21 protein-coding genes are annotated in these 25,451 nt (G+C 70.3%); 13 read left to right on the top strand and 8 right to left on the bottom strand.

Annotated elements, in window-relative coordinates; all coding sequences use genetic code 11:
- Positions 1–416 precede the first annotated feature (416 nt).
- Both AB0I77_RS38115 and ptsP read left to right on the top strand, forming a co-directional pair.
- Complete coding sequence (locus tag AB0I77_RS38115) at positions 417–866, top strand: PTS glucose transporter subunit IIA (RefSeq protein WP_363287381.1); 450 nt, start codon at positions 417–419, stop codon at positions 864–866.
- 80 nt (positions 867–946) lie between these two features.
- Positions 947–2,617 carry a phosphoenolpyruvate--protein phosphotransferase gene (gene ptsP / locus AB0I77_RS38110; RefSeq protein ID WP_363287380.1) on the top strand — a complete coding sequence of 557 codons (1,671 nt, stop codon included), beginning with the start codon at positions 947–949 and terminating at the stop codon, positions 2,615–2,617.
- A gap of 69 nt (positions 2,618–2,686) precedes the next feature.
- Here the strand turns inward: ptsP and AB0I77_RS38105 are convergent, their stop codons facing one another.
- Together AB0I77_RS38105 and AB0I77_RS38100 are read right to left on the bottom strand one after the other, a co-directional pair.
- Positions 2,687–3,580 carry a hypothetical protein gene (locus AB0I77_RS38105; protein ID WP_363287379.1) on the bottom strand — a complete coding sequence of 298 codons (894 nt, stop codon included), beginning with the start codon at positions 3,578–3,580 and terminating at the stop codon, positions 2,687–2,689.
- A 22-nt stretch (positions 3,581–3,602) separates the two neighbouring features.
- Positions 3,603–3,968 carry a hypothetical protein gene (locus tag AB0I77_RS38100; RefSeq protein WP_363287378.1) on the bottom strand — a complete coding sequence of 122 codons (366 nt, stop codon included), beginning with the start codon at positions 3,966–3,968 and terminating at the stop codon, positions 3,603–3,605.
- A gap of 60 nt (positions 3,969–4,028) precedes the next feature.
- On the opposite strand from AB0I77_RS38100, the gene AB0I77_RS38095 reads away from it, so the two are divergent.
- Positions 4,029–4,358, top strand: coding sequence for a hypothetical protein (locus AB0I77_RS38095; RefSeq protein WP_363287377.1), 330 nt, complete (start codon positions 4,029–4,031; stop codon positions 4,356–4,358).
- 18 nt (positions 4,359–4,376) lie between these two features.
- On the opposite strand, the gene AB0I77_RS38090 is transcribed toward AB0I77_RS38095, so the two are convergent.
- A complete protein-coding gene (locus AB0I77_RS38090) occupies positions 4,377–6,344 on the bottom strand; it encodes an acetoacetate--CoA ligase (RefSeq protein ID WP_363287376.1) in 1,968 nt (655 codons plus the stop codon).
- A 213-nt stretch (positions 6,345–6,557) separates the two neighbouring features.
- Here AB0I77_RS38090 and AB0I77_RS38085 point away from each other — a divergent pair, with 213 nt between their 5' ends.
- Complete coding sequence (locus AB0I77_RS38085; RefSeq protein ID WP_363287375.1) at positions 6,558–8,924, top strand: TIM-barrel domain-containing protein; 2,367 nt, start codon at positions 6,558–6,560, stop codon at positions 8,922–8,924.
- A gap of 2 nt (positions 8,925–8,926) precedes the next feature.
- On the opposite strand, the gene AB0I77_RS38080 is transcribed toward AB0I77_RS38085, so the two are convergent.
- The gene (locus tag AB0I77_RS38080) at positions 8,927–9,463 is read right to left on the bottom strand and encodes an NUDIX domain-containing protein (RefSeq protein ID WP_363287374.1); all 537 of its coding nucleotides are present in this window, start codon (positions 9,461–9,463) and stop codon (positions 8,927–8,929) included.
- Positions 9,464–9,531: 68 nt separating this feature from the next.
- Positions 9,532–10,377: a M15 family metallopeptidase gene (locus AB0I77_RS38075; RefSeq protein ID WP_363287373.1), complete on the bottom strand. Its 846-nt coding sequence runs from the start codon at positions 10,375–10,377 to the stop codon at positions 9,532–9,534.
- Between the two features lie 182 nt (positions 10,378–10,559).
- Here AB0I77_RS38075 and AB0I77_RS38070 point away from each other — a divergent pair, with 182 nt between their 5' ends.
- The 5 genes from AB0I77_RS38070 (at position 10,560) to glpK (ending at position 17,062) form a co-directional block, all read left to right on the top strand.
- Entirely contained in the window at positions 10,560–10,985 is a 426-nt protein-coding gene (locus AB0I77_RS38070; RefSeq protein WP_363287384.1) for a zinc ribbon domain-containing protein, read from the top strand.
- Positions 10,982–12,172 (top strand): lipid-transfer protein, encoded by a 1,191-nt coding sequence (locus tag AB0I77_RS38065; protein WP_363287372.1) that lies wholly within the window; start codon positions 10,982–10,984, stop codon positions 12,170–12,172. Before AB0I77_RS38070 ends, AB0I77_RS38065 begins: the two co-directional genes overlap by 4 nt.
- 206 nt (positions 12,173–12,378) lie before the next feature.
- The gene (locus AB0I77_RS38060) at positions 12,379–14,004 is read left to right on the top strand and encodes a GGDEF domain-containing protein (protein ID WP_363287371.1); all 1,626 of its coding nucleotides are present in this window, start codon (positions 12,379–12,381) and stop codon (positions 14,002–14,004) included.
- Positions 14,005–14,772: 768 nt separating this feature from the next.
- A complete protein-coding gene (locus AB0I77_RS38055; RefSeq protein ID WP_363287370.1) occupies positions 14,773–15,498 on the top strand; it encodes an MIP/aquaporin family protein in 726 nt (241 codons plus the stop codon).
- Between the two features lie 52 nt (positions 15,499–15,550).
- Entirely contained in the window at positions 15,551–17,062 is a 1,512-nt protein-coding gene (gene glpK / locus AB0I77_RS38050; RefSeq protein WP_363287369.1) for a glycerol kinase GlpK, read from the top strand.
- Positions 17,063–17,161: 99 nt separating this feature from the next.
- Here glpK and AB0I77_RS38045 read toward each other — a convergent pair whose 3' ends face one another.
- The gene (locus AB0I77_RS38045) at positions 17,162–17,767 is read right to left on the bottom strand and encodes an ATP/GTP-binding protein (protein WP_363287368.1); all 606 of its coding nucleotides are present in this window, start codon (positions 17,765–17,767) and stop codon (positions 17,162–17,164) included.
- Positions 17,748–21,494 carry a hydantoinase B/oxoprolinase family protein gene (locus AB0I77_RS38040; RefSeq protein WP_363287367.1) on the bottom strand — a complete coding sequence of 1,249 codons (3,747 nt, stop codon included), beginning with the start codon at positions 21,492–21,494 and terminating at the stop codon, positions 17,748–17,750. The genes AB0I77_RS38045 and AB0I77_RS38040 overlap by 20 nt, the downstream gene beginning before the upstream one ends.
- A gap of 186 nt (positions 21,495–21,680) precedes the next feature.
- On the opposite strand from AB0I77_RS38040, the gene AB0I77_RS38035 reads away from it, so the two are divergent.
- The 4 genes from AB0I77_RS38035 to AB0I77_RS38020 all read left to right on the top strand — a co-directional run bounded on the left by AB0I77_RS38035 (position 21,681) and on the right by AB0I77_RS38020 (position 25,069).
- The gene (locus tag AB0I77_RS38035; protein WP_363287366.1) at positions 21,681–22,496 is read left to right on the top strand and encodes an IclR family transcriptional regulator; all 816 of its coding nucleotides are present in this window, start codon (positions 21,681–21,683) and stop codon (positions 22,494–22,496) included.
- 134 nt (positions 22,497–22,630) lie between these two features.
- Positions 22,631–23,518 carry a 3-keto-5-aminohexanoate cleavage protein gene (locus tag AB0I77_RS38030; RefSeq protein ID WP_363287365.1) on the top strand — a complete coding sequence of 296 codons (888 nt, stop codon included), beginning with the start codon at positions 22,631–22,633 and terminating at the stop codon, positions 23,516–23,518.
- Positions 23,519–23,591: 73 nt separating this feature from the next.
- Positions 23,592–24,590, top strand: a complete 999-nt coding sequence (locus tag AB0I77_RS38025; RefSeq protein WP_363287364.1) for a 3-hydroxyacyl-CoA dehydrogenase NAD-binding domain-containing protein — start codon at positions 23,592–23,594, stop codon at positions 24,588–24,590.
- A 2-nt stretch (positions 24,591–24,592) separates the two neighbouring features.
- Positions 24,593–25,069 carry a thioesterase family protein gene (locus AB0I77_RS38020; RefSeq protein WP_363287363.1) on the top strand — a complete coding sequence of 159 codons (477 nt, stop codon included), beginning with the start codon at positions 24,593–24,595 and terminating at the stop codon, positions 25,067–25,069.
- Here AB0I77_RS38020 and AB0I77_RS38015 read toward each other — a convergent pair.
- Positions 25,056–25,451, bottom strand: a complete 396-nt coding sequence (locus AB0I77_RS38015; protein ID WP_363287362.1) for a DUF742 domain-containing protein — start codon at positions 25,449–25,451, stop codon at positions 25,056–25,058. The genes AB0I77_RS38020 and AB0I77_RS38015 overlap by 14 nt on opposite strands.

Raw genomic sequence — 25,451 nt, 5'->3', positions numbered from 1 at the left:
CTTTTGGCACGCTGTTGAGTTCTCAAGGAACGGACGCTTCCTTTGTACTCACCCGAGAGACTCTCTCGCGGCTTTCCTCCGGGCGCTTCCCTTCGATGTTCCCAACTCTATCAGTGTTTTTCCGGCTCTCAGACCACCGTCCTGCGAGCATGCAGAAGATGACCCCGAGATAGGATCTGACAAGTTGGGTGCTGCTCGGGCAGGAACACCTGGTCAGGTCGTTCGGTCTCAAGCAGGGGTACGACTGTACACGGGGCCGCGAAGAGGGTGCAAATCGATTACTGTCGTGGTCTAGACCTCCAACCGGGAGCTCTCATGCGGAACCGGTAGTTCCTGTGACCTACCCTGCTGAACAGTGCGCCGTCCGGGACAGGCAGTGGCGGCCCATATTGATCTCCACCCCTGGGAGGCTTCCCATGACCACCGTGACGTCCCCTCTTGCCGGACGCGCCATCGGGCTGGCAGCAGTGCCGGATCCGGTCTTCTCCGGGGCCATGGTCGGCCCGGGCACGGCCATTGACCCCGTGCGTGAGCCTGCCGAGGCTGTGGCACCCGTCGACGGAGTCATCGTCTCGCTGCACCCGCACGCGTTCGTCGTCGTCGACGAGCAGGGACACGGTGTACTCACCCATCTCGGCATCGACACGGTGCAGCTCAACGGCGAGGGCTTCGAGCTCCTCGTGAACAAGGGCGACACCGTCACCCGCGGGCAGAGCGTGGTGCGCTGGGACCCCGCCGCGGTGGAGGCCGCCGGCAAGTCCCCGGTGTGCCCGGTCGTGGCACTGGAGGCGACGGCCGAGGCCCTCTCCGACCTCCGTGAGGACGGCGATGTGAAGTCGGGTGACAGTCTCTTCGTCTGGAAGTGACGTCCGCGCCGTCGTTACGACGGCAAGCAGGGACAACCACCGCGGCGGCGGGACCCGCCGCACTATCGGAGACGGGTGAGATGGAGACAACGCTGCGAGGCGTCGGCGTGAGCCACGGTGTGGCTATCGGCGAGGTTCGGCACATGGGAACGGCGGTGCTGGAACCGCCTGCCAAGCAGATCCCGGCGGAGGACGCGGAGCGTGAACAGGGGCGCGCCCGCAAGGCCGTGGAAGCTGTGGCGGCCGACCTGATGGCGCGCGGCAATCTGGCGGGGGGCGAAGCCCAGGCCGTGCTGGAAGCGCAGGCCATGATGGCCCAGGATCCTGAGCTGATGGCGGACGTGGAACGGCGTATCGCCGTCGGGAGCACTGCCGAACGTGCGGTGTACGACGCCTTCGCGGCGTACCGCGCCCTGCTGGCCAATGCCGGTGAGTATCTCGCCGGTCGTGTGGCCGACCTCGATGACGTGCGGAATCGTATCGTCGCCCGGTTGCTGGGGGTGCCGATGCCCGGTGTGCCGGACAGTGACGAGCCGTACGTCCTTATAGCGCGAGACCTTGCGCCTGCCGACACGGCGCTGCTGGATCCGGCTCTGGTCCTCGGTTTCGTCACCGAGGAGGGTGGGCCGACCAGCCACAGCGCGATTCTGGCGCGGGCTCTCGGTGTACCGGCGGTGGTGGCTCTGCCCGGCGCCAGTGAGCTCGCCGAGGGCACGGTGATCGCCGTGGACGGAAGCACCGGCGAGATCTTCGTGAATCCCAGCGCCGAGAAGAAGGCGCGGATGGCAGTCGAGGCCGCCGAGCGCAAGGCCGCGCTGACCGCCTCGACCGGGCCCGGTGCCACGTCGGACGGTCACAAGGTGCCGCTGCTGGCCAACGTCGGCGGTCCGGCCGACGTGCCGGCGGCCGTCGAGGCCGGAGCCGAGGGCGTCGGTCTCTTCCGTACCGAGTTCCTCTTCCTTGACGACAGTAAGAACGCTCCGTCGGAGGCGAAGCAGGTCGAGGCGTACCGGCAGGTCCTTGAGGCGTTCCCCGAGGGCCGTGTCGTGGTGCGGGTGCTGGACGCGGGCGCGGACAAGCCGCTGGACTTCCTCACGCCGGGGGACGAGCCGAACCCGGCGCTGGGCGTGCGTGGTCTGCGGACGCTGCTCGACCACCCGGAGGTGCTGCGCACGCAGCTGACGGCGCTGGCCAAGGCTGCCGAGGGACTGCCGGTCTACCTCGAGGTCATGGCGCCGATGGTGGCGGACCGTGCCGATGCCAAGGCGTTCGCCGATGCCTGCCGTGAGGCGGGGCTCCAGGCGAAATTCGGCGCGATGGTGGAGATCCCGTCGGCCGCGCTGCGTGCGCGCTCGATTCTGCAGGAGGTCGAGTTCCTGTCGCTGGGGACCAACGACCTCGCGCAGTACACCTTCGCCGCGGACCGTCAGGTGGGGGCGGTGTCCCGTCTCCAGGATCCGTGGCAGCCCGCGCTGCTCGACCTGGTCGCGCTGTCCGCCGAGTCGGCGAAGGCCGAGGGCAAGAGCTGTGGTGTCTGCGGTGAGGCCGCGTCCGACCCGCTGCTCGCGTGCGTGCTGACCGGTCTGGGTGTCACCTCGCTTTCCATGGGGGCGGCTTCGATTCCTTATGTCCGGGCGACGCTGGCGAAGTACTCGTTGGCGCAGTGCGAGCGGGCCGCGGCGGCCGCGCGGGCCTCGGACAGTGCCGAGGAGGCGCGCGACGCGGCTCAGGCGGTGCTGTCCGGCGAGTAGCCGGACCCGGCCACCCGTCGGCTGTGCTTGAGGGGCGCTCCACCTGCGGGTGGGGCGCCCCTTCTGCGTTCAGTGATGGTGTCCCGGCGCCTGTCCCGTGTCTCCGAGGTCGGGTGGTACGCAGTAGTCGACGTCCGATTCCGGGGAGATGAGGTCACCGGAGTCGATGTCGGTGCAGTAGGCATCGAAGACCTCACCTGCGGTGAGGGGGTCGAGGCCTTCTTCGCGCAGGCGCCAGCCGTAGATGCGGTCCGGGGTACCGGGGGCGCTGGTGCGCATGACGAGTCCGCCGGGGCTCTGGGTGGCGAGGCCGAGTGCCAGGACGGTGGTGAATTCGAGCGCCTCGGCCTCGTCCAGCTGAGTGGCTCCGTCGGCGTCGTCATCGGCGTGCAGGACGGAGACGAGTGTTTCCGGTGTGCCCGTGACGCTGCAGACCAGGTGGCGGTTTCCCACCTGGGCCGTCTCGAGGATGCGTACGAGCAGGTGCGAGGCTCGGACGAACGCGGCGCGGCCGATGTCCTCGCCGCAGGAGGCGCAGGAGCCGAGGCGGGCCAGCAGTGTGCTCGCGTACTCCCAAGTGGCTTGTCGGACGGCTTCGTCCACCAGGGCTGGTACGAGGTCGGTCAGGGGCTGACCTTCGTAGGGGAGGGTCGGGCCCGTGGTCGCTAGTTCCGCTGTGAAGCGGGTGCGGCTGGACGGGATGTCGGGGTCCAGGCCTGTGTCCGCGCAGAATTCGGCGTACTCCAGTGGGTCGAAGAGGGCGACGGTGGTGTGGCTGCCTTGTGCGGCGCGGGACTTGAGGAGGTCTTCGACCTGGTGGAGATAGGTCGTGTGGTCGTCGAAAGTGAAGGTGCGGTAGCGCCGCATGGCCCGGAAGTCGTGCTCGTCGGTCAGCAGACCGATGGTGCCGGCGATTTCGCGGCGCAGTACGCGTCGCATGGTCTGGTGTTCGGTGTGCGCCATGTTTCCCCCTGTGCACAGTCGATCAATGCTCACTCACAGTAACGGGAGGCACTGACAACGGCGTCCGGGCGAGGGGTTCGCGGATGAGTCTGTGCTGATCAGGCAGGTCAAGGCGATGGCAGCGCCAAAGGCTGTCCAACCGAGCGGGCCGGTGGCGACGAGCCAGGGCGACGGAGAGTTCCCAGGAGACGGTGGCGTGCAGCATCTCGGCCAGGGTGAAGGCGGCGGCCGAAGCGGTGAGGAGCAGTGTGGCGGTGACGGGCCCGCCGGTGGCCGAGAGCGCCATGGTGACGCCGCCCAGCGCGAAGGCGGCGGGGGGCGGGAGGAGAAGGGTGCGCGCGGCCGCCGCGGTGGTGCCGAACCGGGCCACTGGGACTTGAAGGGCCACCACCATCACGTTGTTGAGGACGAGCAGCAGGGGTGCGAGACCGTGCGGTGCGTTGTTCGCGTGCGCGATCCACAGTGGCAGGCCGACTTGGACGGGCGGCTGCTGCTGACCTCGGGCAGGAACGCTCTGCTCCGCGCGTTCGGAGATCGGGCCATCGAGGCACACGGGGCGAGCGGGATGAACCTGTGGGTGCCCGTGCGGGACGAGTCAGCAGCGGTGAACGGGCTGCGGTCGTACGGCTGGTGGGTCGCGGCGGGCGCTCGGTTCCGGCTGGCATCCGGTCCGGGGCTGCGGATCTCCGTCGCCGACCTCGAACCGGCCGACGCGGTGCGGCTGGCCTCGGACTTCGCCGCCGTGCTGGGTGAGTCCGAGGCCACCTACGGAGGTTGACCGTCTCCGGGGAGCCGGTCAGGCGCGCTTGCGCGCCAGGTCCTCGTAGAAGTGCAGCAGGTCGAGGTTGTCGATGGAGCCAGGGTTGACCGCCTTCTCCAGGGAGGTGCCCTGGAGAAGGCGTTTGACGGGGACTTCGATGCGCTTTCCGGTCAGGGTGTGCGGGATGCCGGGGACCTCGATGATCTCGTCGGGGACGTGGCGGGGTGAGAGCTGTTCGCGGATGGTCTGCTTGATGCGGTTCAGGAGGGCCTCATCGAGGACGGCTCCGGGGATCAGATGCACGAACAGGGGCATCCAGTAACCGCCGTCGGGCTGTTCCAAACCGATGACCAGGGATTCCTTGATCTCGGGGAGGCGTTCGACGGCTTCGTAGATGTCCGCCGAACCCATACGCACGCCCTGCCGGTTGAGCGTCGAGTCGGAGCGGCCGTGGATGACGACCGAGCCCCGCGAGGTGACGGTGATCCAGTCGCCGTGGCGCCACACTCCGGGATACGTGTCGAAGTAGCTGTCGTGGTAACGGGTCCCGTCCGGGTCGTTCCAGAAATAGATCGGCATCGACGGCATGGGGTTGGTGACAACGAGTTCGCCGACCTCGTCGATCAGGGGTGTGCCGCTCGGGTCCCACGACTGGAGATCGGTGCCCAGCCCGGGTGCCTGGAGCTCGCCGATGTACACGGGGAGGGTCGGTACGGCTCCTGCGAAGCAGGAGCACACGTCCGTGCCGCCGCTGACGGAGGCGATCCACAGGTCGTCGCGGACCTCGTCATGCAGCCAGCGGAATCCGTCCGGCGGCAGCGGTGAGCCGGTGGTGGCGACGCACCGCACCTTGGAGAGGTCGTGGTCGCGGCCGGGGCGCACGCCGGCCTTGCGGCAGGCCATGACGTAGGCGGCCGAGGTGCCGTAGAGCGTGGCCTGTGTGCGTTCGGCGACGCGCCACTGGGCGCCCGTGTCGGGATAGCCGGGGCTGCCGTCGTAGAGGACGGTCGTCGTGCCCGTGAGGAGGCCGGAGACGAGGAAGTTCCACATCATCCAGCCGGTCGAGGTGTACCAGAAGAAACGGTCCTCGGGGCCGAGGTCGCAGTGCAAGCCGAGCTGTTTGAGGTGCTCGACAAGGATGCCGCCCTGTGACTGGACGATGGCCTTGGGCAGGCCGGTCGTGCCGGAGGAGTAGAGCACCCACAGGGGGTGGTCGAAGGGCACCTGTTCGAAGACGGGCTCCGTGGCCGCGCTCGTCAGGGCCGACCACTCCAGGGCGCGTTCGGGGGCCTCGGTGCCCATGAGGGGGATGTGGACGACGGCGCGCAGAGTGGGCAGTTCGCGGCGCAGTTCGGCGACGATGTCGCGGCGGTCGTGCTGCTTGCCGCCGTAGCGGTAGCCGTCGACGGTGAACAGGACCACCGGTTCCACCTGCTGGAAGCGGTCGAGGACGCTGCGGGCGCCGAAGTCGGGGGCGCAGGACGTCCAGACACCGCCCACGGCGGCCGTGGCGAGCAGGGCGACGACGGCTTGCGGAATGTTCGGGAGGTAGCCGCTGACGCGGTCTCCGGGGCGTACACCGAGCGCACGCAGTTCGGCGGCCAGGGAGCCGACCTGGCGGCGCAGTTCGGCCCAGGTCACCGGGCGCGGATCGTGGGTTTCGTCGACGTGGAGGAGGGCCGGTTCGTCCGGGCGGGTCTCGGCGGCGCGCAGGGCGTGCTCCGCGTAGTTCAGGGTCGCGCCGGGGAACCACTGTGCTCCGGGCATCGAGCGGTCGCCGAGCACGCGCGCGTAGGGGGTCGAGAAACGTACGTCGAACCACTCCGTGACGGCTTTCCAGAACTTTTCCAGTTCGTCGACGGACCAGCGGTGCAGTGCGGCGTAGCCGCCTTCGGAGGGGGCACCGTGCTGCTCGGCCGCCCAGGCCTGGAATCTGGTGATCTGTGCCTGGGCGACACTTTCCGGATCCGGCCGCCAGAGCGGCTGGGGGTTCACGGTCGACATGGGGCGGCTCCCGGACTGTGCGCTTCGTGTGCGTCGGTCGCGCACGGGCGGGGGTGTGCGCGTGACGCGGCTGACACGGACGATGCCATCGGATCGATTCCTGCACCAGGGTGTGCCCCACATAGTCCGTGTCGTGAAGATGTGGTCCCAACATGGGTGAACGGCAGTTGAACGATACGCACGCATGGGCTACTCGGTGGCAGGCTGAGCAGCATGGACGGTCGTGACCTGGTGCGTTCGGTGAAGGCAGTCGGTTCGGCGGGGGCGACCCAGGGGTTGCGTACCGTACGGGCCGCGTGGCGCAGGAGGCGTGCCGACGCCACGGGGCTGCCGCCACGGGGTGCCGAGCGCGCGCGGGTGCCCGGGCCCGTGCAGGACGTCGAGCCCGGGCCGGGGGGCGGTGTCGTCCGGTTCAGCCGCTCCGAGCTGCGGATCACCGTGGCCGTGAACGGGGCCGTCTTCTGGGGCTGGGACGGGGTCGGTCCCGAGCCGTCGTACGCGCTCGCCGGCCGCTGCCCGGAGCCGGATCCCCGGGCCGTGCTGGAGCCGGACAAGGACGGCGGCTGGCGGGTGGTGGCCGAGCGGGCGACGGTCGTCGTCTCGCGGCACGGTGCGGTCGAAGTGCGTACGCCGGGTGGTGTGATCCTGCGCCGGGCTCTGCCGCCCCGCTGGTGGGAACCGGTGGGCGGCGGCACGGCACGTTGGATGCAGCGTTCGGAGGTGGCGGCTGACGCGCGGTTCTTCGGGCTCGGGGGGCGCGCTTCGGGCCCTCGGCTGCGGGACGGGACGTACCGGCTGTGGAACACCGATCCGGGCCGGCCCTTCGGACCCGGTGACGATCCGCTGTACATCACGATGCCGGTGCAGGTGGTGGTGGCCGACGCGGCCACGCATCTGGTGTTCCACGACACCTCGTGGGACGGCACGGTGACGCTGCGGCAGGGCGAGGAGGGCGCTGGTTCCGGCCACGACCGGGCCGGCACGTGTGAGCTGCGGATGGACGGCGGTCCGCTGCGCTGCTGGGTGATGGTGGGCACCCCCGCGCGCGTGCTGCTCGCCTGGGCCTCGCTCACCGGGGCGCCCGCCCTGCCGCCCGCGTGGGCGCTCGGCCACCACCACGCGCGGTGGGGCTTCGGCGGTGAGCAGGAGGTGCGGCGGATCGCTGCGGGCTACCAGGAGCGTGGTCTGCCGCTCGACGCGGTCCACCTGGACATCGATCACTACGACGACCACCAGGTGGTCACTGTCGATCAGGAGCGCTTCCCCAAGCTGCCCCAGCTGGCCGAGGAGCTGCGACGGGACGGGATCCGGCTGGTGTCGATCGTCGATGCGGCGGTCAAGGCCGAGCCGGGCAACGCCGTGTTCGACAGCGGGTCTGCGGAGGACGCGTTCGTGCGGGACACCTCGGGGCGTCTGGTACGGGGCGTCGTGCAGTTCGGGGAGGCCGTCTACCCGGACTTCACGCACGCGCGCGTGCGGCAGTGGTGGGGTCGCCTCTACGAGGAGCGGCTCGCGCAGGGGTTCGCGGGTTTCTGGCACGACCTGAACGAACCCACTTCGTTCACCGCCTTCGGGGAGTCGACACTGCCGCGGTCGGCGCGGCACTCCCTGGAAGGGCGGGGCGGAGACCATCGTGAGGCGCACAACGTCTACGCGCTCTGCATGGGCCGGGCAGCCTACGAGGGGCTGCGTGACCTGGTCCCCCAGGAGCGGCCTTTCGTCTTCTCGCGCTCCGGTTGGGCGGGCATGCAGCGCTACGGGGGGACGTGGTCCGGTGACATCGCCACCGGCTGGCCCGGGCTGCGGGCGTCGTTGTCGCTGGTCATGGGGCTCGGCCTGTGCGGGGTGCCGTACTCGGGGCCGGACGTGGGCGGCTTTGACGGCAGCCCGTCCCCCGAGCTGTATCTGCGCTGGTTCCAACTGGGCGCCTACCTGCCGCTGTTCCGCACCCACGCGAGTCTGCGGGCCGGGCGCAGGGAACCGTGGGAGTTCGGGCCCGAGGTGCTGGAGCACGCGCGCGTGGCGCTCGTCGAACGCCGGCGGTTGCTGCCGTACTTCGTGACCCTGGCGCATCTGGCACGGCGCACGGGTGCGCCCTATGTGCGGCCCCTGTGGTGGTCGGCGCCGGAGGACCACGCGCTGCGCGACTGCGAGGACGCGTTCTTGCTGGGCGACTGCCTGCTGGTGGCGCCGGTGCTCGATCCGGGGGCGGACCGGCGCGCGGTGCAGCTGCCGCGCGGGCGCTGGTACGACACGACGACGGAGCAGGTCTACGAAGGTCCCGCGCAGGTTCTCGTGGACGCTCCCCCGTCGCGTATTCCGGTGCTCGCGCGCGCGGGGGCCGTCATCCCCGTGCGCGGGGACGACGGCGGGCTGGAACTGGAGGTGTGGGCGCCCGCCCGGGGACGGACGGGGGGCGGGCTGGTCGTGCCGGACGCGGGCGACGGCTGGGACGAGCCGGAGATCGAGCGCTATGTCGCCCGCTGGGAGGGCCGGCGGGTGGTCGTGGAGCGGGAGGGTGAGGACGGCGTGAGCGCGCCGCCCCACCCGGTTCGGATACGAGGGCTCGGGACGAGCTGAGATCAGATGTAGCGACCTTCGAACCAGGCCCGCACGACCAGGGTGTGCAGGGGGAAGGCGAGCTCCTCCGGCCTGCGCAGGAGGTGCCAGCCCTCCGTCTCGTCCGTGGCGGCGGACCGCGGCAGGCCGTCGGCCGGCCGCTCCGGTAGGACGCCGAACAGCAGCAGGTGTCCGTCGTGCGAGCTCAGCGCGTCGACGAGCCGTACGTCGCGGCTTGCGGCGTCGATGCCGGTCTCTTCCTTGAGCTCGCGGACGAGGGCCTGCCGCCAGTCCTCCCGGTCGTCGATGTAGCCACCGGGCAACGCGATGCCTCCGCGCGCGGGGGCCACGGTTCGAGTGATGACGACCAGGGCCGTGCCCTGCGTGTCGTACACGGGCTGGAGGGCCACCGCGACCGGCAGCGGATTGCGGTAGGCCACGGTGTGGCACGCCGGACAGGTACGCGGCCAGCCGGAGACGCCCTCTCCGTACGGAGCTCCACAGCTCGAACAGTGGGAGCCGGGCGCGGAGTTGGGGGTGGAGTGCTGAGTTTCGGACACGCGGCGGACTGTATCCGATTATCGGAAGGGCGTCTTCCGGGGGCGGCTGATTGCTGTCGGTCAGTTGCTCAAGGGCTGTTGGTCAGCGACTTCGAGGACACCGGGAAGTCGAAGTAGGTGTCGGGGTAGGGCTCGGGCTTGAAGGTGAAGTGCCACCACTCCTCCGCGAGGTTGACGAAACCGAGCTCCTCAAGGGTGTTCTTGAGGAGCAGCCGGTTGGCACGCTGTTCGCCCTGGATGCGCGGATCGAGGGTGTGGGAGAGGGTGTCGAAGCAGTCGAATCCGGTGCCCATGTCGACGGAGTTGTCCGGGAAACGCTCCTCCTTGGGGGCGTAGCAGGGCACCAGGGGCTCTCCGGGCACATACGGCCGGGTCGGCTTCGCGGGGAGTTTCACGATCGTGAGGTCCATGGTCGAGCCGCGGCTGTGACCGGATTTTTCCGCGATGTAACCGTCCTCGAACAGACGGGTCTTGTCGACGTCCGGATAGAACTCGCCCTTCATGGCCTGGTCGTCGAGATCCTGCGCCCAGCGTACGAAGTGGTCCACGGCGCGCTGTGGCCGGTAGCAGTCGTACACCTTGAGCGTGTAGCCCTGACTCAGAAGTTTCACCTGGGCCTTGTGGAGTCCTTCCGCGGCGGGTCGCGTGAGGATGCAGAGCGGCTGCTGGTAGCCGTCGACGCGCTCGCCGACGAAGTTGTGTGGGGTGAAGTAGCGCATCTCCTGGGTGATCGTCGGATCCACGGTTCTCAGGGCCACGAAGTCGTCGGGTGCCTTGGGCTCGGTGTTCGCGTGGGCGGTGGCGGAGGTGGCGGTCACGGCCAGCAGGACGGCGAGCGCGGTGACCAGCACGCGTACCGCACCGGAGAATCGTGCCGCGCTGGAGAGTCGTGCGGCGCTGGAGAGTTGAGTCATGGCTCCTGCGTCTATCAGGCGCGTGTTCCGCGGGGGAAGTGATCGGATGCAGTTCGCCTCGCATCACCCCGAACGGGCGACCGCGCCGACGGCCCTGCCCATGAGGCGCCACCCGTGGCACACTTCTGACGTTCCGTCAGATCCGGTGCCGAGGAGGAGCCTTGCCACGTACCCGCACACCTGTGATCGCCGGGTGGTTCGCCGGTGACGGAGATGAATTCCGGCTCCTCGGAACGCGTTGCTCGGCTTGCGCCTCGGTCTTCTTCCCCCGCGAGGACGTCCATTGCCGCAATCCCGGGTGCTTCGGCGGCGATCTGGAGGAGGTCCCGCTCTCCCGGCGCGGGCGTGTCTGGTCCTACACGGACGGTCGGTACCGGCCTCCGTCACCGTATGTGACCGATCCGGAACTTCCGTGGGAGCCGTACACGTTGATCTCTGTGGAGCTGGAGGCGGAGCGGATGGTGGTGCTGGGGCAGGCGGTTCCCGGGGTCACCGTCGCCGAGCTGGCGGTGGGCATGGAGGTGGAGGTCGTACCCGGCGTGCTCCATGAGGACGCGGAGACGATTTGGACGACATGGCAGTGGCGGCCGACGGGGGAGACGGCATGACGGCAGAGGTGGCGGTGCTGGGGGCGGGCATGCACCCCTGGGGCAAGTGGGGACGCGGTTTCGTCGAGTACGGCGTGGTGGCGGCCCGGGCCGCGCTCGCCGACGCGGGTCTGGAGTGGCGGGAGGTCGGCTCGATCGTCGGCGCGGACACCGTGCGCGGCGGCTATCCGGGCTATGTGGCCGGGGCGACGTTCGCGAAGGCGCTGGGCTGGCAGGGCGCGCGGGTGGCGAGTGTGTACGCGGCGTGCGCGTCGGGGGCGCAGGCCGTCGACACCGCGCGCGTGCAGATCCTTTCGGGGCGCGCGGACGTGGTACTGGTGGTGGGTGCCGATGCGGCGCCGAAGGGATTCTTCCGCCCCGCGGGCGGGGATCGGCCCGACGACCCGGACTGGCTGCGCTTCCGGATCCTCGGGGCGACCAATCCCACGTACTTCGGCCTGTACGCACGGCGGCGGATGGCTGTGCACGGGGACACACCGGAGGACTTCGCGCAGGTCAAGGTGAAGAACTCCGCTTCGGGCGCGCTGAATCCGTACGCGCGCTACCGCAAGCGGGTCACCACCGACGAGGTCGCCGCCTCCGCGGTGGTCGCGGACCCGCTGCGGCTGCTCGACATCTGCGCGACCTCCGACGGAGGGGCGGCTCTGGTGCTGTCCAGCATGGAGTTCGCACGCGGGCGCGGGGTGGCGGAGCCGGTGCGGATCCGGGCCGTGTCCACGGTGACGCCGCGCTACCCCAGCCCGGTCCTGGACCTGCCGGACATCGCGACGGACTCCGCGGTGGCGGTGGGGCCCGCCGAGGAGACGTTCCGGGCGTCGATAGCGCGGGCGGCCTACGAGGAGGCCGGCATCGGACCGGAGGATCTCTCCCTCGCCGAGGTGTACGACCTGTCCACCGCCCTGGAGTTGCAGTGGTACGAGGACCTGCGGCTGTGCGGGGAGGGCGAGGGCGCCAAGCTCCTGCGGGAGGGCGCGACGGCCCCGGGCGGGCGCATACCCGTCAACACGAGCGGCGGGCTGGCCTCCTTCGGAGAGGCAGTCCCGGCACAGGCGATCGCCCAGGTCTGCGAACTGACCTGGCAGTTGAGGGGCGAAGCGGGTGACCGGCAGGTCACGGGCGCGCGCGTGGGGATCACGGCGAACCAGGGGCTGTTCGGGCACGGCTCGGCGGTGATCGCGGTGCGGTGAGGAGCCGGCGCCGGTTCGGCACGCGCCGCGGCCGACGCGGCCGGTAAGCGGGCCACCGCCACGCGCGGCCGGAGCCCCAGCACTGCCACGAAGCGGAACGTTCGAGGGCAAGGGCTTTCTCGTACGCTCCGTGACCAGTGCGGAATGCTGTGTGAACGTCTCATGAACTGCGCCTGGGCGGGCACCGGCAGCGCCATCATGCTTCCGTGCATTCCTGGACGGATACTCTCCGCTTCGCCTTCCAGCCGGTGGTCAATCTGACGACCGGCGCAGTCGCGGGGCTGGAGATACTCGCCCGCCCCGAGACCGGCGACATCCTCGCCGAGGCCCGCCGTGACCCCGAACTCGACGGTCAGCTCGCGGTGTCGGCGATCCGGGCGGCCGTTCGCAGGGAGACCCTGCTGCCGCTGCACGTCAACGTGTTCGCCGGCACTCTCGCCGATCTCGGCGGGCTCACTCCCGTGCACGACGCCGTGCGCGAGGCGGGGCGGCTGCCGTGGGAGGTGACGATCGACGTGGGCCCACCGCACACCCACGTGCCGCAGCAGGCGCTGCTGGAGGCCGTGGCCGGGCTGCGGGAGCAGGGCTTCCGGATCAGTGCGGACGGTGTCGGAGACGGGGACCTGCCCCTGCGGCTGCTCACCGACATGGCCCCCGATCTCGTGAAGCTCGACGCGTCGCTGCTCGCCCGGCCGGCGGCGGTGCGGGCGATGCGGACCCTGTGCGACGAACTGGGCGCGTTGCTGGCGGTGGAGGGCGTGGAGACCGAACTGCAGTGTGCGGGCGCGCTGGCGGCCGGCGCGCAGCTGGCCCAGGGCGAGCTGTTCGCGCCCCCGTCCCGGCTGCCCGCCGCGGACGTATACGTTCCGCCGCGCTCCCCCGACGCGGTCGAGGCGCCGCGGTCGGGGCCGTCGGTGCGGGAGTTCGTACGGCCCGCCGCGCTGCTGCCCGCCAACGCGTCCGCGAGCCAGGTACGGGCGCTGCTGACCGGGTCACCGGACGTGTCCGGGGTGCTGCTCGTGGACCGGGACGGGGTGCCGGTGCGGTCGGTGCACCGGTCCCGCTTCCTGCTCTCGATGTCGGGGCGCTACGGCCATGCCCTGTACGCCGACCGGCCCGCCGCCAAGCTCGGCGATCCGCCCCGGACGGTGGGCATCGACGCCACCGCGTGGGAGGTGCTGGACGTGGTGGCCGTCGGCGAGCGGGACCGCACGTCGGACGATGTGGCGGTCGTCGACCGCTATGGGCGGTGCGTGGGCGTCGTACGCCTGGCGGACCTGATACGGGCGCTGGCCGAGACCCGGGTCGAGGAGGCGGCCGGGCTCAATCCGCTGACCCGGCTGCCCGGTTCGGACGTGATCACCGGTGAGGTGGACCGGCGGATCGCCGACGGGCGGATGTTCGCGCTGAGTTGGCTGGACGTGGACCACTTCAAACAGGTCAACGACGGAGCCGGGTTCGCGGCGGGCGACGAGTTGATCCGGTCGGTGGGGCGGGCACTGCAGCACGCGGCGAACGGGTACACGCGCGTGGGCCATATCGGCGGGGACGACTTCCTGGTGCTCACGGATCCCGAGGAGCTGGATCCGCTGGCCGCCTCCGTGCTGGACGCCCCTTGGTCGGCCGGCGGGCGTTCCGTCACCTTGTCCCTGGCCACGGTGTTGTGCGTGCCGGGCAGTGTGGCGGACCACCGGGAGGCGGCCGCCTGTCTGGCGCCGCTGAAGCAGGCCGCGAAGTCGCTGCCCGGGGCGAGTTGGGTGCTGGGCCACGCCGGTCGGCCCGGACACGAGATCCGTCGCGGCTCGGCGGCGACGACCGCGCGGGCGGGGTAGGCGGGGTAAGCCGGTTGGCGGGCTGGGCGGCGAGGGACACGCGGGGCGCGGGCCGGCGGTGCAGGGCCGGGCACGCGTAGGCGTTCGCAGTCGGGGGCCTGCTGTGGACACGCCATCTCGCCGTCGCCTCAACTGCCCCCGCAGACGCGCCAGGTCTCGCCGTCGCCTCAACTGCCCCCGCAGACGCGCCAGGTCTCGCCGTCGCCTCAACTGCCCCCGCAGACGCGCCAGGTCCCACCAGCCCCTCAACCGAACCCCACAGACACACAGCTCCCACCACCCCCGGCAGACACACCGGACCCCGCCATCCCGTCGGCTCCCGCCCTGGCACTGCCGCCCCACGGCCGCCCTCGCCGGCCCCTGTGAGCTTGCCGAGCCGCCCGAGTCCGCCCCAGCCGCCCGCCCGCTCGCCCGAGTCCGCCCCAGCCCTCTGCAGCCCCCGAGCCGATCCGTCGCAGGCGGGCTCCGGTCCCGTCGTATGGCTTCCAACCGTTGCCGTCAGCGACCTTGACGCTCCCTGGACGCCGGTGAACACTTCCGGTGTCGGTCGACATCGCCGTACATTCTCGGCGTATTCAGGCACTGCGCCGCGCGGGCCCACCTGAGCCGAGTCCGGTACCCCCACGGGCGATTCGGCTGCGACGGCACGCTCGTCGTGGACGCCGGGCGGGGCGCGGGATCCTCCCTGCCCTCGGCTGTTCGCCAAGGGAACCGCACCCTGCACGGAAGACCGGGGCGATCGTCCCGGGCCAGGGCCTAGGAGCCGCCATGAGCAACGGAGACATCTTCGTCGGTGAGGTCATCGGTACGGCGATCCTGATTCTCTTCGGCGCCGGAGTCGTCGCCGCCGTCGTACTGAACTACTCCAAGGCGAAGGACGCCGGCTGGGTCGTCATCGCGTTCGGCTGGGGCTTCGGCGTGATGGCCGGCGCGTACACCGCCGCGCCCCTGTCGGGCGGTCAGCTCAACCCGGCCGTGACGATCGGTATCGCCATCGACACCGGGGACTGGAACAAGGTCCCGATCTACACAGCGGGGCAGATGGTGGGCGCCATGCTCGGGGCGGTCCTGTGCTGGCTGGTCTACTTCGCGCAGTTCCAGGCCAACGCCGAGGAGGAGATCGCTCAGCCCACGCTCGGAATCTTCTCCACCGCGCCCGCGATCCGCCATCCCGTGGCGAACCTCCTCACCGAGATCATCGCGACCGTCGGCCTGGTGCTGCCGATCCTGGCCTTCGGACTCACCAAGGGGCTCGGCGAGTCCGGAACCGCGATCCTGATCGTCTCCTTCCTGGTGGTCGGCATCGGCCTGTCGCTCGGCGGTCCCACGGGATACGCCATCAACCCGGCCCGTGACCTGGGGCCCCGCATCGTCCACGCCCTGCTCCCGATCCCCAACAAGGGCACGTCGGACTGGGGTTACGCGTGGATTCCGGTGGTGGGGCCGCTGATCGGCGGGGCGCTGTCCGGCCTCATCTTCAACGCAGCCTTCTGATTCAAGTCAGCCTTCAACGCAGCCTTCTGAAGGAACCGACGAAGGGGACGTCATGACGGACAAGTTCGTCGCCGCAATCGACCAGGGCACCACCTCCAGCCGCTGCATCGTCTTCGACCACAACGGCGCGATCGTCGCCGTCGACCAGCGCGAACACCGCCAGATTTTTCCCAAGCCGGGGTGGGTGGAGCACGACGCCACGGAGATCTGGTCCAAGGTGCAGGCGGTGGTCGCCGGGGCGATCGCCAAGGCGGGGCTGCGCGCCGACCAGCTCAGCGCGCTCGGGATCACCAACCAGCGCGAGACGACGGTCCTGTGGGACCGCGCGACGGGCAAGCCCGTGCACAACGCGATCGTGTGGCAGGACACGCGTACCGCGGCGCTGTGCCACCAACTGGGCGGTTCGGACGGGCAGGACCGTTTCCGCGAACAGACCGGCCTGCCGCTGGCGAGCTACTTCTCCGGTCCCAAGGCGGCCTGGCTGCTGGACAACGTGCCCGGTCTCAGGGATCGCGCCGAGCGCGGCGAGATCGCCTTCGGCACCATCGACTCCTGGCTGATCTGGAACCTCACCGGCGGCACGGACGGCGGACGGCACGTCACCGACGTGACCAATGCCGGGCGCACCATGCTGATGAACCTGGAGACCCTCCAGTGGGACCAGTCGATCCTGTCCGCGATGAACGTGCCCGAGGCCGTCCTGCCCGAGATCAAGTCGTCCGCCGAGGTGTACGGCACGGCCGTCGGCCAGCTCTCCGGCGTACCGGTCGCCTCCGCCCTGGGTGACCAGCAGGCCGCGGTGTTCGGGCAGGCCTGCTACGACGTGGGCACGGCGAAGAACACCTACGGCACGGGCAGCTTCCTGCTGCTCAACACCGGCAACCGGCCGGTGAAGTCGAAGAGCGGGCTGCTGACGACGATGGGCTACAAGATCGGCAGTGAGGCGCCCGTCTACTGCCTGGAGGGCTCGATCGCCATCACGGGCGCGTTGGTGCAGTGGTTCCGCGACCAGCCCGGCATCATCCGTACGGCCGATGAGATCGAGCCCCTGGCGGCGAGCGTCGAGGACAACGGAGGCGCGTACATCGTGCCCGCGTTCTCCGGTCTGTTCGCGCCGTACTGGCGCTCCGACGCGCGCGGTGTCGTCACCGGGCTCACCCGGTACGTCACCAAGGCGCACCTCGCGCGCGCGGTCCTTGAGGCGACGAGTTGGCAGACGCGCGAAGTTGTGGACGCCATGTTCCAGGACTCCGGGGTGCGGATCACCACCCTGAAGGTGGACGGCGGCATGACGAAGAACAACCTCCTCATGCAGCACCAGGCGGACGTGCTCGGCGTGCCGGTCATCCGGCCCAAGGTCTCCGAGACGACCTGTCTGGGCGCCGCGTACGCCGCCGGGCTCGCCACCGGCGTGTGGAACGACCTGGACGAACTCAAGGCCCATTGGCAGAAGGACGTCGAGTGGACGCCCGCCATGGAGGCGTCGGTGCGCGACCGCGAGTACCACAACTGGCGCAAGGCCGTGGAGAAGAGCTTCGGCTGGCAGGAGGACGGCGACAGCTAGACGGCGCTCCGTGGACGGCGCCCACCGGCCACGCGCGCGTGCGTGACGCCACAAGCAGCGGCCCGCACCCCGGTCGGCGAGGGTGCGGGCCGCACCACGTCACGTCGTGACGCTCTGGCGGTGCCCCGCCGTGTACGCCATCGCGTGCCGGACCACGCCGATGAGGACCTCCTTGACGGACTGCCGGTCGCGCGCGTCGCACAGCAACAGCGGTACGTCGTCGTCGAGGTCGAGGGCCTGGCGTACATCCTCGGCCGGGTAACGGGTGGCTCCCTCGAAGCAGTTGACGCCCATGACGAAGGGTATGGACCGCCGCTCGAAGTAGTCGACCGCGGCGAAGCAGTCCTCCAGGCGGCGGGTGTCGGCGAGTACGACGGCGCCGAGCGCGCCTTCGGAGAGCTCGTCCCACATGAACCAGAACCGCTCCTGACCGGGAGTCCCGAACAGGTACAGCACGAGGTCATCGCGCAGCGTGATGCGGCCGAAGTCCATGGCCACGGTGGTGGTGTGCTTGCCTTCCACGCCGCTGGTGTCGTCGACCGGGCGTCCCGCCTCGGTGAGCAGTTCCTCAGTGCGCAGCGGCCTGATCTCGCTGACGGCGCCGACGAGCGTGGTCTTGCCCACGCCGAAGCCGCCGGCCACCAGGATCTTGAGCGTGACGGGCTCCACCGGGGGCTTGCCGCGCTCAGAACGCCCGAAGATCATCGATCTCTTCTCCTGCTTGGTGGGGGTGGGGAGACGGTGGGCCGTAGCCTCCGCCGCCGGGGGTTTCGATGACGAGTACGTCGCCGGGGCCGACGTCCGCCGCGTCGCTTCCGCCGAGTTCGGTGACCGTGCCGTCCGCGTGCTCCACGCGGTTGGCACCCAGGGCGCCGGGTTCGCCGCCCGCCATACCATACGGCGGTACCCGGCGGTGCTGGGACAGCGTGGAGACGGTCATCGGCTCATGGAACCGGATACGGCGCACCGCGCCGTCCCCGCCGTGCCACCGTCCGGCCCCGCCGCTGCCACGCCTGACGGCGAACTCGTCGAGTTGCACAGGCAGTCGCCACTCCAGGACCTCGGGGTCGGTGAGCCGCGAGTTGGTCATGTGGGTCTGGACGACGAGCGCGCCGGCGAAGCCGTCGCCCGCGCCGGATCCGGAGGCGACGGTTTCGTAGTACTGGTGGCGGTCGTTGCCGAAGGTGACGTTGTTCATGGTGCCGGAGCCCTCGGCCTGGACGCCGAGTGCCGCGTAGAGGGCGCCCGTGATGGCCTGCGAGGTCTCGACGTTGCCGGCGACGACGGCGGCCGGCGGCTCGGGGGAGAGCATCGAGCCCGGCGGCACAACGATGTCGATCGGGCGCAGACAGCCGTCGTTGAGCGGGATGTCGTCGGCGACCAGGGTGCGGAAGACGTACAGGACGGCCGCGTTGACGACCGAGTACGGGGCGTTGAAGTTGGTGGTGAGCTGCGCCGAGGTGCCGGTGAAGTCGACGGTCGCGGAGCGGTTTTCGCGGTCCACGCGCACGCGTACGCGGATGACGGCGCCGGAGTCGGTCTCGTACGCGTACTCGCCGTCGTCCAGGGCGTCGATGACCCGGCGCACGGCTTCCTCGGCGTTGTCCTGGACGTGTTTCATGTACGCCTGGACGACGTCGAGGCCGAAGTGTTCGATCATGCGGGCGACTTCGTCGACGCCCTTCTGGTTGGCGGCGATCTGGGCGCGCAGGTCGGCGAGGTTGGTCTTCGGGTTGCGGGAGGGGTAGCGCGCCTCGGTGAGCAGGCGGAGGGTCTCCTCCTCGCGGAAGCGGCCGTTCTCGGCCAGCAGCCAGTTGTCGAAGAGGATGCCTTCCTCCTCGATGGTGCTGCTGTTGGCCGGCATGGAACCGGGAGCGATGCCGCCGATCTCGGCATGGTGGCCACGGGAGGCGACGTAGAAGAGGATCTCCCGGTCACCCTCCGTGTCCGCTGAGCCCTCCGTGTCGAAGACCGGGGTGATCACGGTGACGTCGGGGAGGTGTGTGCCGCCGTGGTACGGGTCGTTGACCGCGTACGTGTCTCCCGGCCGCATTCCGGAGCCGCGCCGCTGGATGACCTCTTTGACGCTGGTGCCCATCGATCCCAGGTGGACGGGGATGTGCGGGGCGTTGGCCACCAGGTTTCCGTCCGGGTCGAAGAGAGCGCAGGAGAAGTCCAGGCGCTCCTTGATGTTGACGGACTGGGCGGTGGACTCCAGGCGGGCGCCCATCTGTTCGGCGATGGACATGAAGAGGTTGTTGAAGACTTCCAGGAGAACCGGGTCGGCTTTCGTGTCGAGATCGGAACTCTGCGTAATCGCCGCGCGTTCCATGACCAGATGCCCGTCGTGGGTCGTCGCGGCCCGCCAGCCGTCGTCGACGACGGTCGTCGAGCCGGCCTCGGCGATGATCGCCGGGCCGGTGACGGTTTCGCCGGGCGGCAGATCCTCCCGGCGGTGAAGGGGTACGTCGCGCCAGGCGCCGCCCGTGTGGAGGCGGGCGGTTTCGGGTGCGGCGGTGTGGCCCTGGTAGGTGGCCAGGGCGGAGAGATCGGGGGGTGCGGTGATGCCGGTGGCTTCGACGGAGAGGGCCTCGACGACGATCGGGCGGTCGAGGGTGAAGGAGTACGTGGCGCGATGACGTTCTTCGAAGGCGTGCCTCATCGTGTCGGGCTCGGTCAGCTCGACCGTGAGGGTGGTGTCGGTGCCGTCGTAGCGGAGCTGCGCGCGCCGGGTGACGTGGACGCGGTTCTCGGGGACCTCCTCGGCGAGGAGTTCGGCGCGGGCGGCGCTCTCCAGGTCGTCGGCGGTCTTGTGGACGCCGGGCATGGAGGCGGGCTCCAGGGGCGCTTCCACGGACTGTTCGCGCATGGCCGTGGTGTCGGCGAGACCGATACCGAGGGCGGAGAGGACACCGGCCATGGGCGGCACGAGGACGGTGCGGATGCCGAGCGAGTCGGCGACCATGCAGGCGTGCTGCCCGCCCGCCCCACCGAAGGTGGTGAGGGCGTAGCGGGTGACGTCGTGGCCCTTCTGGACGGAGATCCGCTTCACCGCGTTGGCGATGTTGGCGACGGCGATCTGCAGGTAGCCCTCGGCGACCTGCTCGGGGGTTCGGTCGTCGCCGGTCGTCTCGCGGATCTCGCGGGCGAGGGCGGCGAAGCGGTCGTGGACGAGTTCCTCGTCGAGAGGCTGGTCGCCGTCCGGTCCGAACACCTTGGGAAAATGGGCGGGTTGGATGCGGCCGAGCACGACGTTGGCATCCGTGACGGCCAGTGGGCCCCCGCCCCGGTAGCAGGCGGGGCCCGGGTCCGCGCCCGCCGAGTCCGGCCCTACGCGGTAGCGGGAGCCGTCGAAGTGCAGGACCGAGCCACCGCCGGCCGCGACGGTGTGGATGTCCAGCATGGGGGCGCGCAGCCGGACGCCGGCGATCTGCGTGGTGAAGACGCGTTCGTACTCGCCCGCGAAGTGCGAGACGTCGGTGGAGGTGCCGCCCATGTCGAAGCCGATGACGCGGTCGAATCCGGCGAGCTGCGACATGCGGGCCATGCCGACGATGCCGCCCGCGGGGCCGGACAGGATGGCGTCCTTGCCGCGGAACTGCCCGGCTTCGGCGAGACCGCCGTTGGACTGCATGAACATCAGCCGCACGCCTTCGAGTTCGTCGGCGACGTGCCGGACGTAGCGGCGCAGCACGGGCGACAGGTAGGCGTCGACAACGGCGGTGTCCCCACGCGGGACGAGCTTCATCAGCGGGCTGACCTCGCTGGACAGCGAGATCTGCGGGAAGCCGATGCGGGCGGCGAGCTGTCCGAGGGCCTGTTCGTGGGCGGGGTGGAGGTGGCTGTGCATACAGACCACGGCGACGGCGCGGATCCCGTCGGCGTACGCCTGCTGGAGCGGGCCCGCGAGGGCGTCCGGGTCGGGGGCGCGCAGGACGGTGCCGTCGGCGGCGATGCGCTCGTCGACCTCCACGACGCGTTCGTAGAGCAGCTCGGGAAGTTCGATGCGACGGGCGAAGATGTGGGGGCGGTTCTGGTAGGCGATGCGCAGGGCGTCGCGGAAACCGCGGGTGATGAGCAGCAGGGTCCGCTCGCCCTTGCGTTCCAGGAGGGCATTGGTGGCGACCGTGGTGCCCATGCGGACGGCCTCGACCCGGTCCAGGGAGTCGGCGTCCGGGGAGTCGGCCAGCAGTGCGCGTACACCCGCGACTGCCGCGTCGGCGTACCGCGTCGGGTTGTCCGACAGCAGCTTGTGCGTCAGCAGACGGCCGTCCGGGCGTCGCGCGACGATGTCGGTGAAGGTGCCGCCCCGGTCGACCCAGAACTGCCAGCCTGTCGTCACGTCCGTCTCCCCGATCGCGCTGCTCGGCACCGTATCCGCGGGCTGGTGGTCGGCGTTCCGCAGATGGGCGTCGACGATCAGTCGGATCATATCGGGAGGGCTGTGTCAGCGCCCGATCCACTCCGGTCGAGGCTACTCGGCACAGATGGACGCGCGGCACACCCCTCCGGCGATACCGCACCATACGCGCGTTCATATAACGCGATGACTGAACGCATAGTGCGAAGATAGTCGCCTCGCAAGCAGGCACCCGACCAAGAGCCGAGGAAGATGCGCATGCCGAAGACCCAGCCCACCGCCGACACCGACGAGTCCCCACCCACAGCCGAGCAAGGCGGGGCGTCGGGCAAGGTCCAGTCGCTGGAGCGGGCCATCACCCTGCTCCAGGCGACGGCCGACAGCGCGCCGGACGGCGACACGGCCTCGAACCTGGCCGCCCGGTGCGGGCTCAACCGGGCCACGGCCTGGCGCCTGCTGTCCACGCTGGAGCAGTACGGCCTGGTGGAGCGCAGCCCTGTCACCAACCGCTACACGATCGGCTTCACGATCGCCCGGATGGCCTCGGCCGCCGGCTTCGACGGTCTGATCCGCCGCGCGCACGGCACTCTGCGCCGGGTCAGCGAGCAGACGGGCGAGACCGCCAACCTCGCCGTGGTGCAGCAGCTCGGGCTGACCTACATCGACGAGGTGACCCCGCCGGTGGTGCTGAGCGCCAAGTGGCTGGGCCGGCAGGTGCCCCTGCACGCCACGTCCACGGGCAAGGCCCTGCTGGCCTGGCTGCCCCAGCAGGAGGCGGAGTCGCTGCTCACCGGATCACTGGACGCGTACACGGACACCACGATCACGGACCGGACGCGGCTGCGGGCCGAGCTGGAACAGACGCGGGAGCGCGGATACAGCGTCTGCGCGGGCGAGATGGAGCGGAACCTCTACGGCGTCTCCGCACCCGTGCTCGGCAGCCGCGACCGACCGTTCGCCGTCGTCAGCATCTGGGGGCCGCAGGACCGGGTGCCCGAGTCGCGGTTCGCCGCGTTGGGGCCGCTCGTGCGGGCGGCGGCGGAGGAGGTCGGGAAGGCGGCACAGGCGATTTGAGTCCTCTGGGCGTTCACTTTATGCAACGCTCGCCCGCATCATGAAACGAACTCTTGAGGTTTTCGTCTCCGCGCCGTTAGGGTCGGAGACCTCCCGTCGCCCGACCCTCCGCACAGAGAGGAACCAGCGCGGCCATGAACCAGGATGTCATCATCACCTGCGCCCTCACCGGCGCCGGCGACACCGTGCGCAAGAGCCCGCACGTCCCCGTCACCCCCGAGCAGATCGCCGCCTCCGCGGTGCAGGCCGCCGAGGCCGGTGCCGCCGCAGTCCACATCCACGTCCGTGACCCGGAGACCGGAGCGCCCTCCCGGGACCCGCGCCTGTACCGCGAGGTCGTCGAGCGCATCAAGGAGACCGGGACCGACGTCGTCATCAACCTCACCGCGGGGATGGGCGGCGATCTGGTCATCGACCCGGTGGAGCCGCTCAAGCAGCTGCCGGGCACCGACCTGGTCGGCGGCCTGGAGCGGCTGCCGCATGTCGAAGACCTGCTGCCCGACATCTGCACCCTGGACTGCGGTTCGCTCAACTTCGGCGACGGGTCGAACCTCTACGTCTCGACGCCCGACATGCTGCGCACCGGCGCCCGGCGCGTCCAGGAGCTCGGTGTGCGGCCCGAGTTGGAGATCTTCGACACCGGACACCTGTGGTTCGCCAAGCAGTTGCTGGCCGAGGGGCTGCTGGACGATCCGACCGTGTTCCAGCTGTGCATGGGCATCCCGTGGGGCGCGCCCGCGGACCCCGGCGTGCTGCAGTCGATGGTGCACATGCTGCCGGAGGGCGCCCAGTGGGCCAGTTTCGCGCTGGGCCGTATGCAGATGCCCTGGGTGGCGCAGTCGATCCTGCTCGGCGGACATGTGCGCGTCGGCCTGGAGGACAACCTCTATCTGGGCAAGGGCGTGAAGGCCACGAACGCCCAGCTGGTGGAGCGTGCCGTGACGATCGTCGAGGCACTGGGGGCTCGGGTCGCGACTCCCGACGAGGCTCGCCTCAAGCTCGGACTCAAGCCCCGCGGCTGAGCTGTCACCCCTCACCCCGGTCCCCCCTCACCTCGGTCCCCCCTCACCCCGGTCCCCCTTCAAGGAGCCCTCGATGACGGAGACTTCCGCTCCCCTGCCCTCCCCCGCCCGCGTTGCGACGACCGCCCCTGAGGACGTACGCCGTGTGGCCTGTGTCGGCGCCGGAGTGATCGGCGGCGGCTGGGTCGCCCACTTCATGGCCCGTGGCTACGACGTCACCGCCTGGGATCCGGCCCCGGACGCCGAGGCCCGGCTGCGCCGGCTCGTCGACGCGGCGTGGCCCGCGCTCGAACAGCTCGGTCTCGTCCCCGGTGCCTCGGCCGAGCGCCTCACGGTCGCCGCGACACTCGAAGAGGCGGTGACGGATGCGCAGTTCGTGCAGGAGAGCGCGCCGGAGAAGCTCGATCTCAAGCGTGAACTGCTGGCGAAGCTGGACGCTGCCACACCCGCGGGAGTCGTCATCGCCTCCTCCACCTCCGGCTACCCGATGACCGACATGCAGACCGAGGCGGGCAGCCCCGGCCGGCTGGTCGTCGGCCACCCGTTCAACCCGCCGTATCTCATACCGCTCGTGGAGGTCGTCGGCGGGGAGCGGACGGATCCGGAGGCGGTGCGCTGGGCGGCCCGTTTCTACGAGGTGGCGGGCAAGTCCGTCATCACCATGGACCGAGAGGTCCCCGGCTTCATCGCCAACCGCCTCCAGGAGGCCCTGTGGCGCGAGGCCCTGCACATGGTCGCGAACGGTGAGGCGACGGTCCGTGACATCGACCTGTCCATCACCGAGGGCCCTGGCCTGCGCTGGGCGGTCATGGGCCCGATGCTCACCTTCGCGCTCGCGGGCGGCGAGGGCGGAATGGCCCACATGCTCGACCACTTCGGGCCGTCCCTGAAGTCCCCGTGGACCCGGCTGGACGCCCCGGAACTGGACAAGGCGCTGTACGACGCGGTCGTCGCCGGCTGCGACGACGCCGCCGACGGCCGTACGATCGCCGATCTGGTCGCCGAACGCGACCAGGGCGTCATCGCCGTCCTGCGCGCCACCGGCAGACTGCCCGGGGCCGGTGCCGAGTGAGCATGCCTGGGCTGCCGCTGTTCCACGAGAGGGTGCGCCCGGAGTGGATCGACTACAACGGGCACATGAGCGAGGCGTTCTACGTCCTGGCCTTCGGGCATGCGACGGACGCGCTGATGGAACGTACGGGGATGGACTCCGGGTACCGCGAGAGCACCGGCTGCTCGATGTACACGGTCGAGTCCCACATCCGGTATCTGCGGGACGTGCCGGAGGGCGCCTACCTGGCCGTACGCACGCGCGTGCTGGGTGCGGCCGGGAAGAAGGCGCGCTTCACCCACGAGATGTACGTCGTCACCGGCCCCCGGGCCGAGCCGGAAGCGGATGCCGGCCCGGTCGCCACCACGGAACTGCTCGCGCTCCACGTCGACCGGGAGGCGGGCCGTGCGACGCCGTTTCCCGACGCCGTGCGCGAGCGTCTCAGGGCGCTGACGCAGCCGCCTCCCTGGTGGGCAGGGCGTTCGGTCACAGCGCCCTGAGGCCGTCGATCACGTCGCGCAGAATGCTCTCGTCCGGCAGTTCGGCAGGGGGTACGGGCCGGTTGACATGGACGAATTCACCGGCCACGAGGTCCCCGACGAGGACGCGCACCACGCCGATGGGCAGATCGAGTTCGGCGGCGAGTTCGGCGACCGACTGCGGGGCGTCGCTGCACAGTTCGACGATGTCCACGTGCTCCGGGGACAGTGTGTGGTCCCCTTCCGCCTCGTCCGCGTGGCGCTCCGTGACGACCACCGCGATGAGGTCGAGGCGGTGCTGGCCCGCACTGGTGGTGCGGCCCCGCGTCATGGCATACGGACGGACGACCGGTCCGGCCTCGTCGTCGAACCAGTGGCTTCTTCCCTGACCATCTGAGCTCAT

It is taken from the genome of Streptomyces sp. NPDC050619 (assembly GCF_040654815.1).
In the GTDB taxonomy this organism is placed as follows: domain Bacteria; phylum Actinomycetota; class Actinomycetes; order Streptomycetales; family Streptomycetaceae; genus Streptomyces.
The sequence above is the reverse complement of the archived record's forward strand: the minus strand, read 5'-3'. Positions and strand labels throughout refer to the sequence as shown.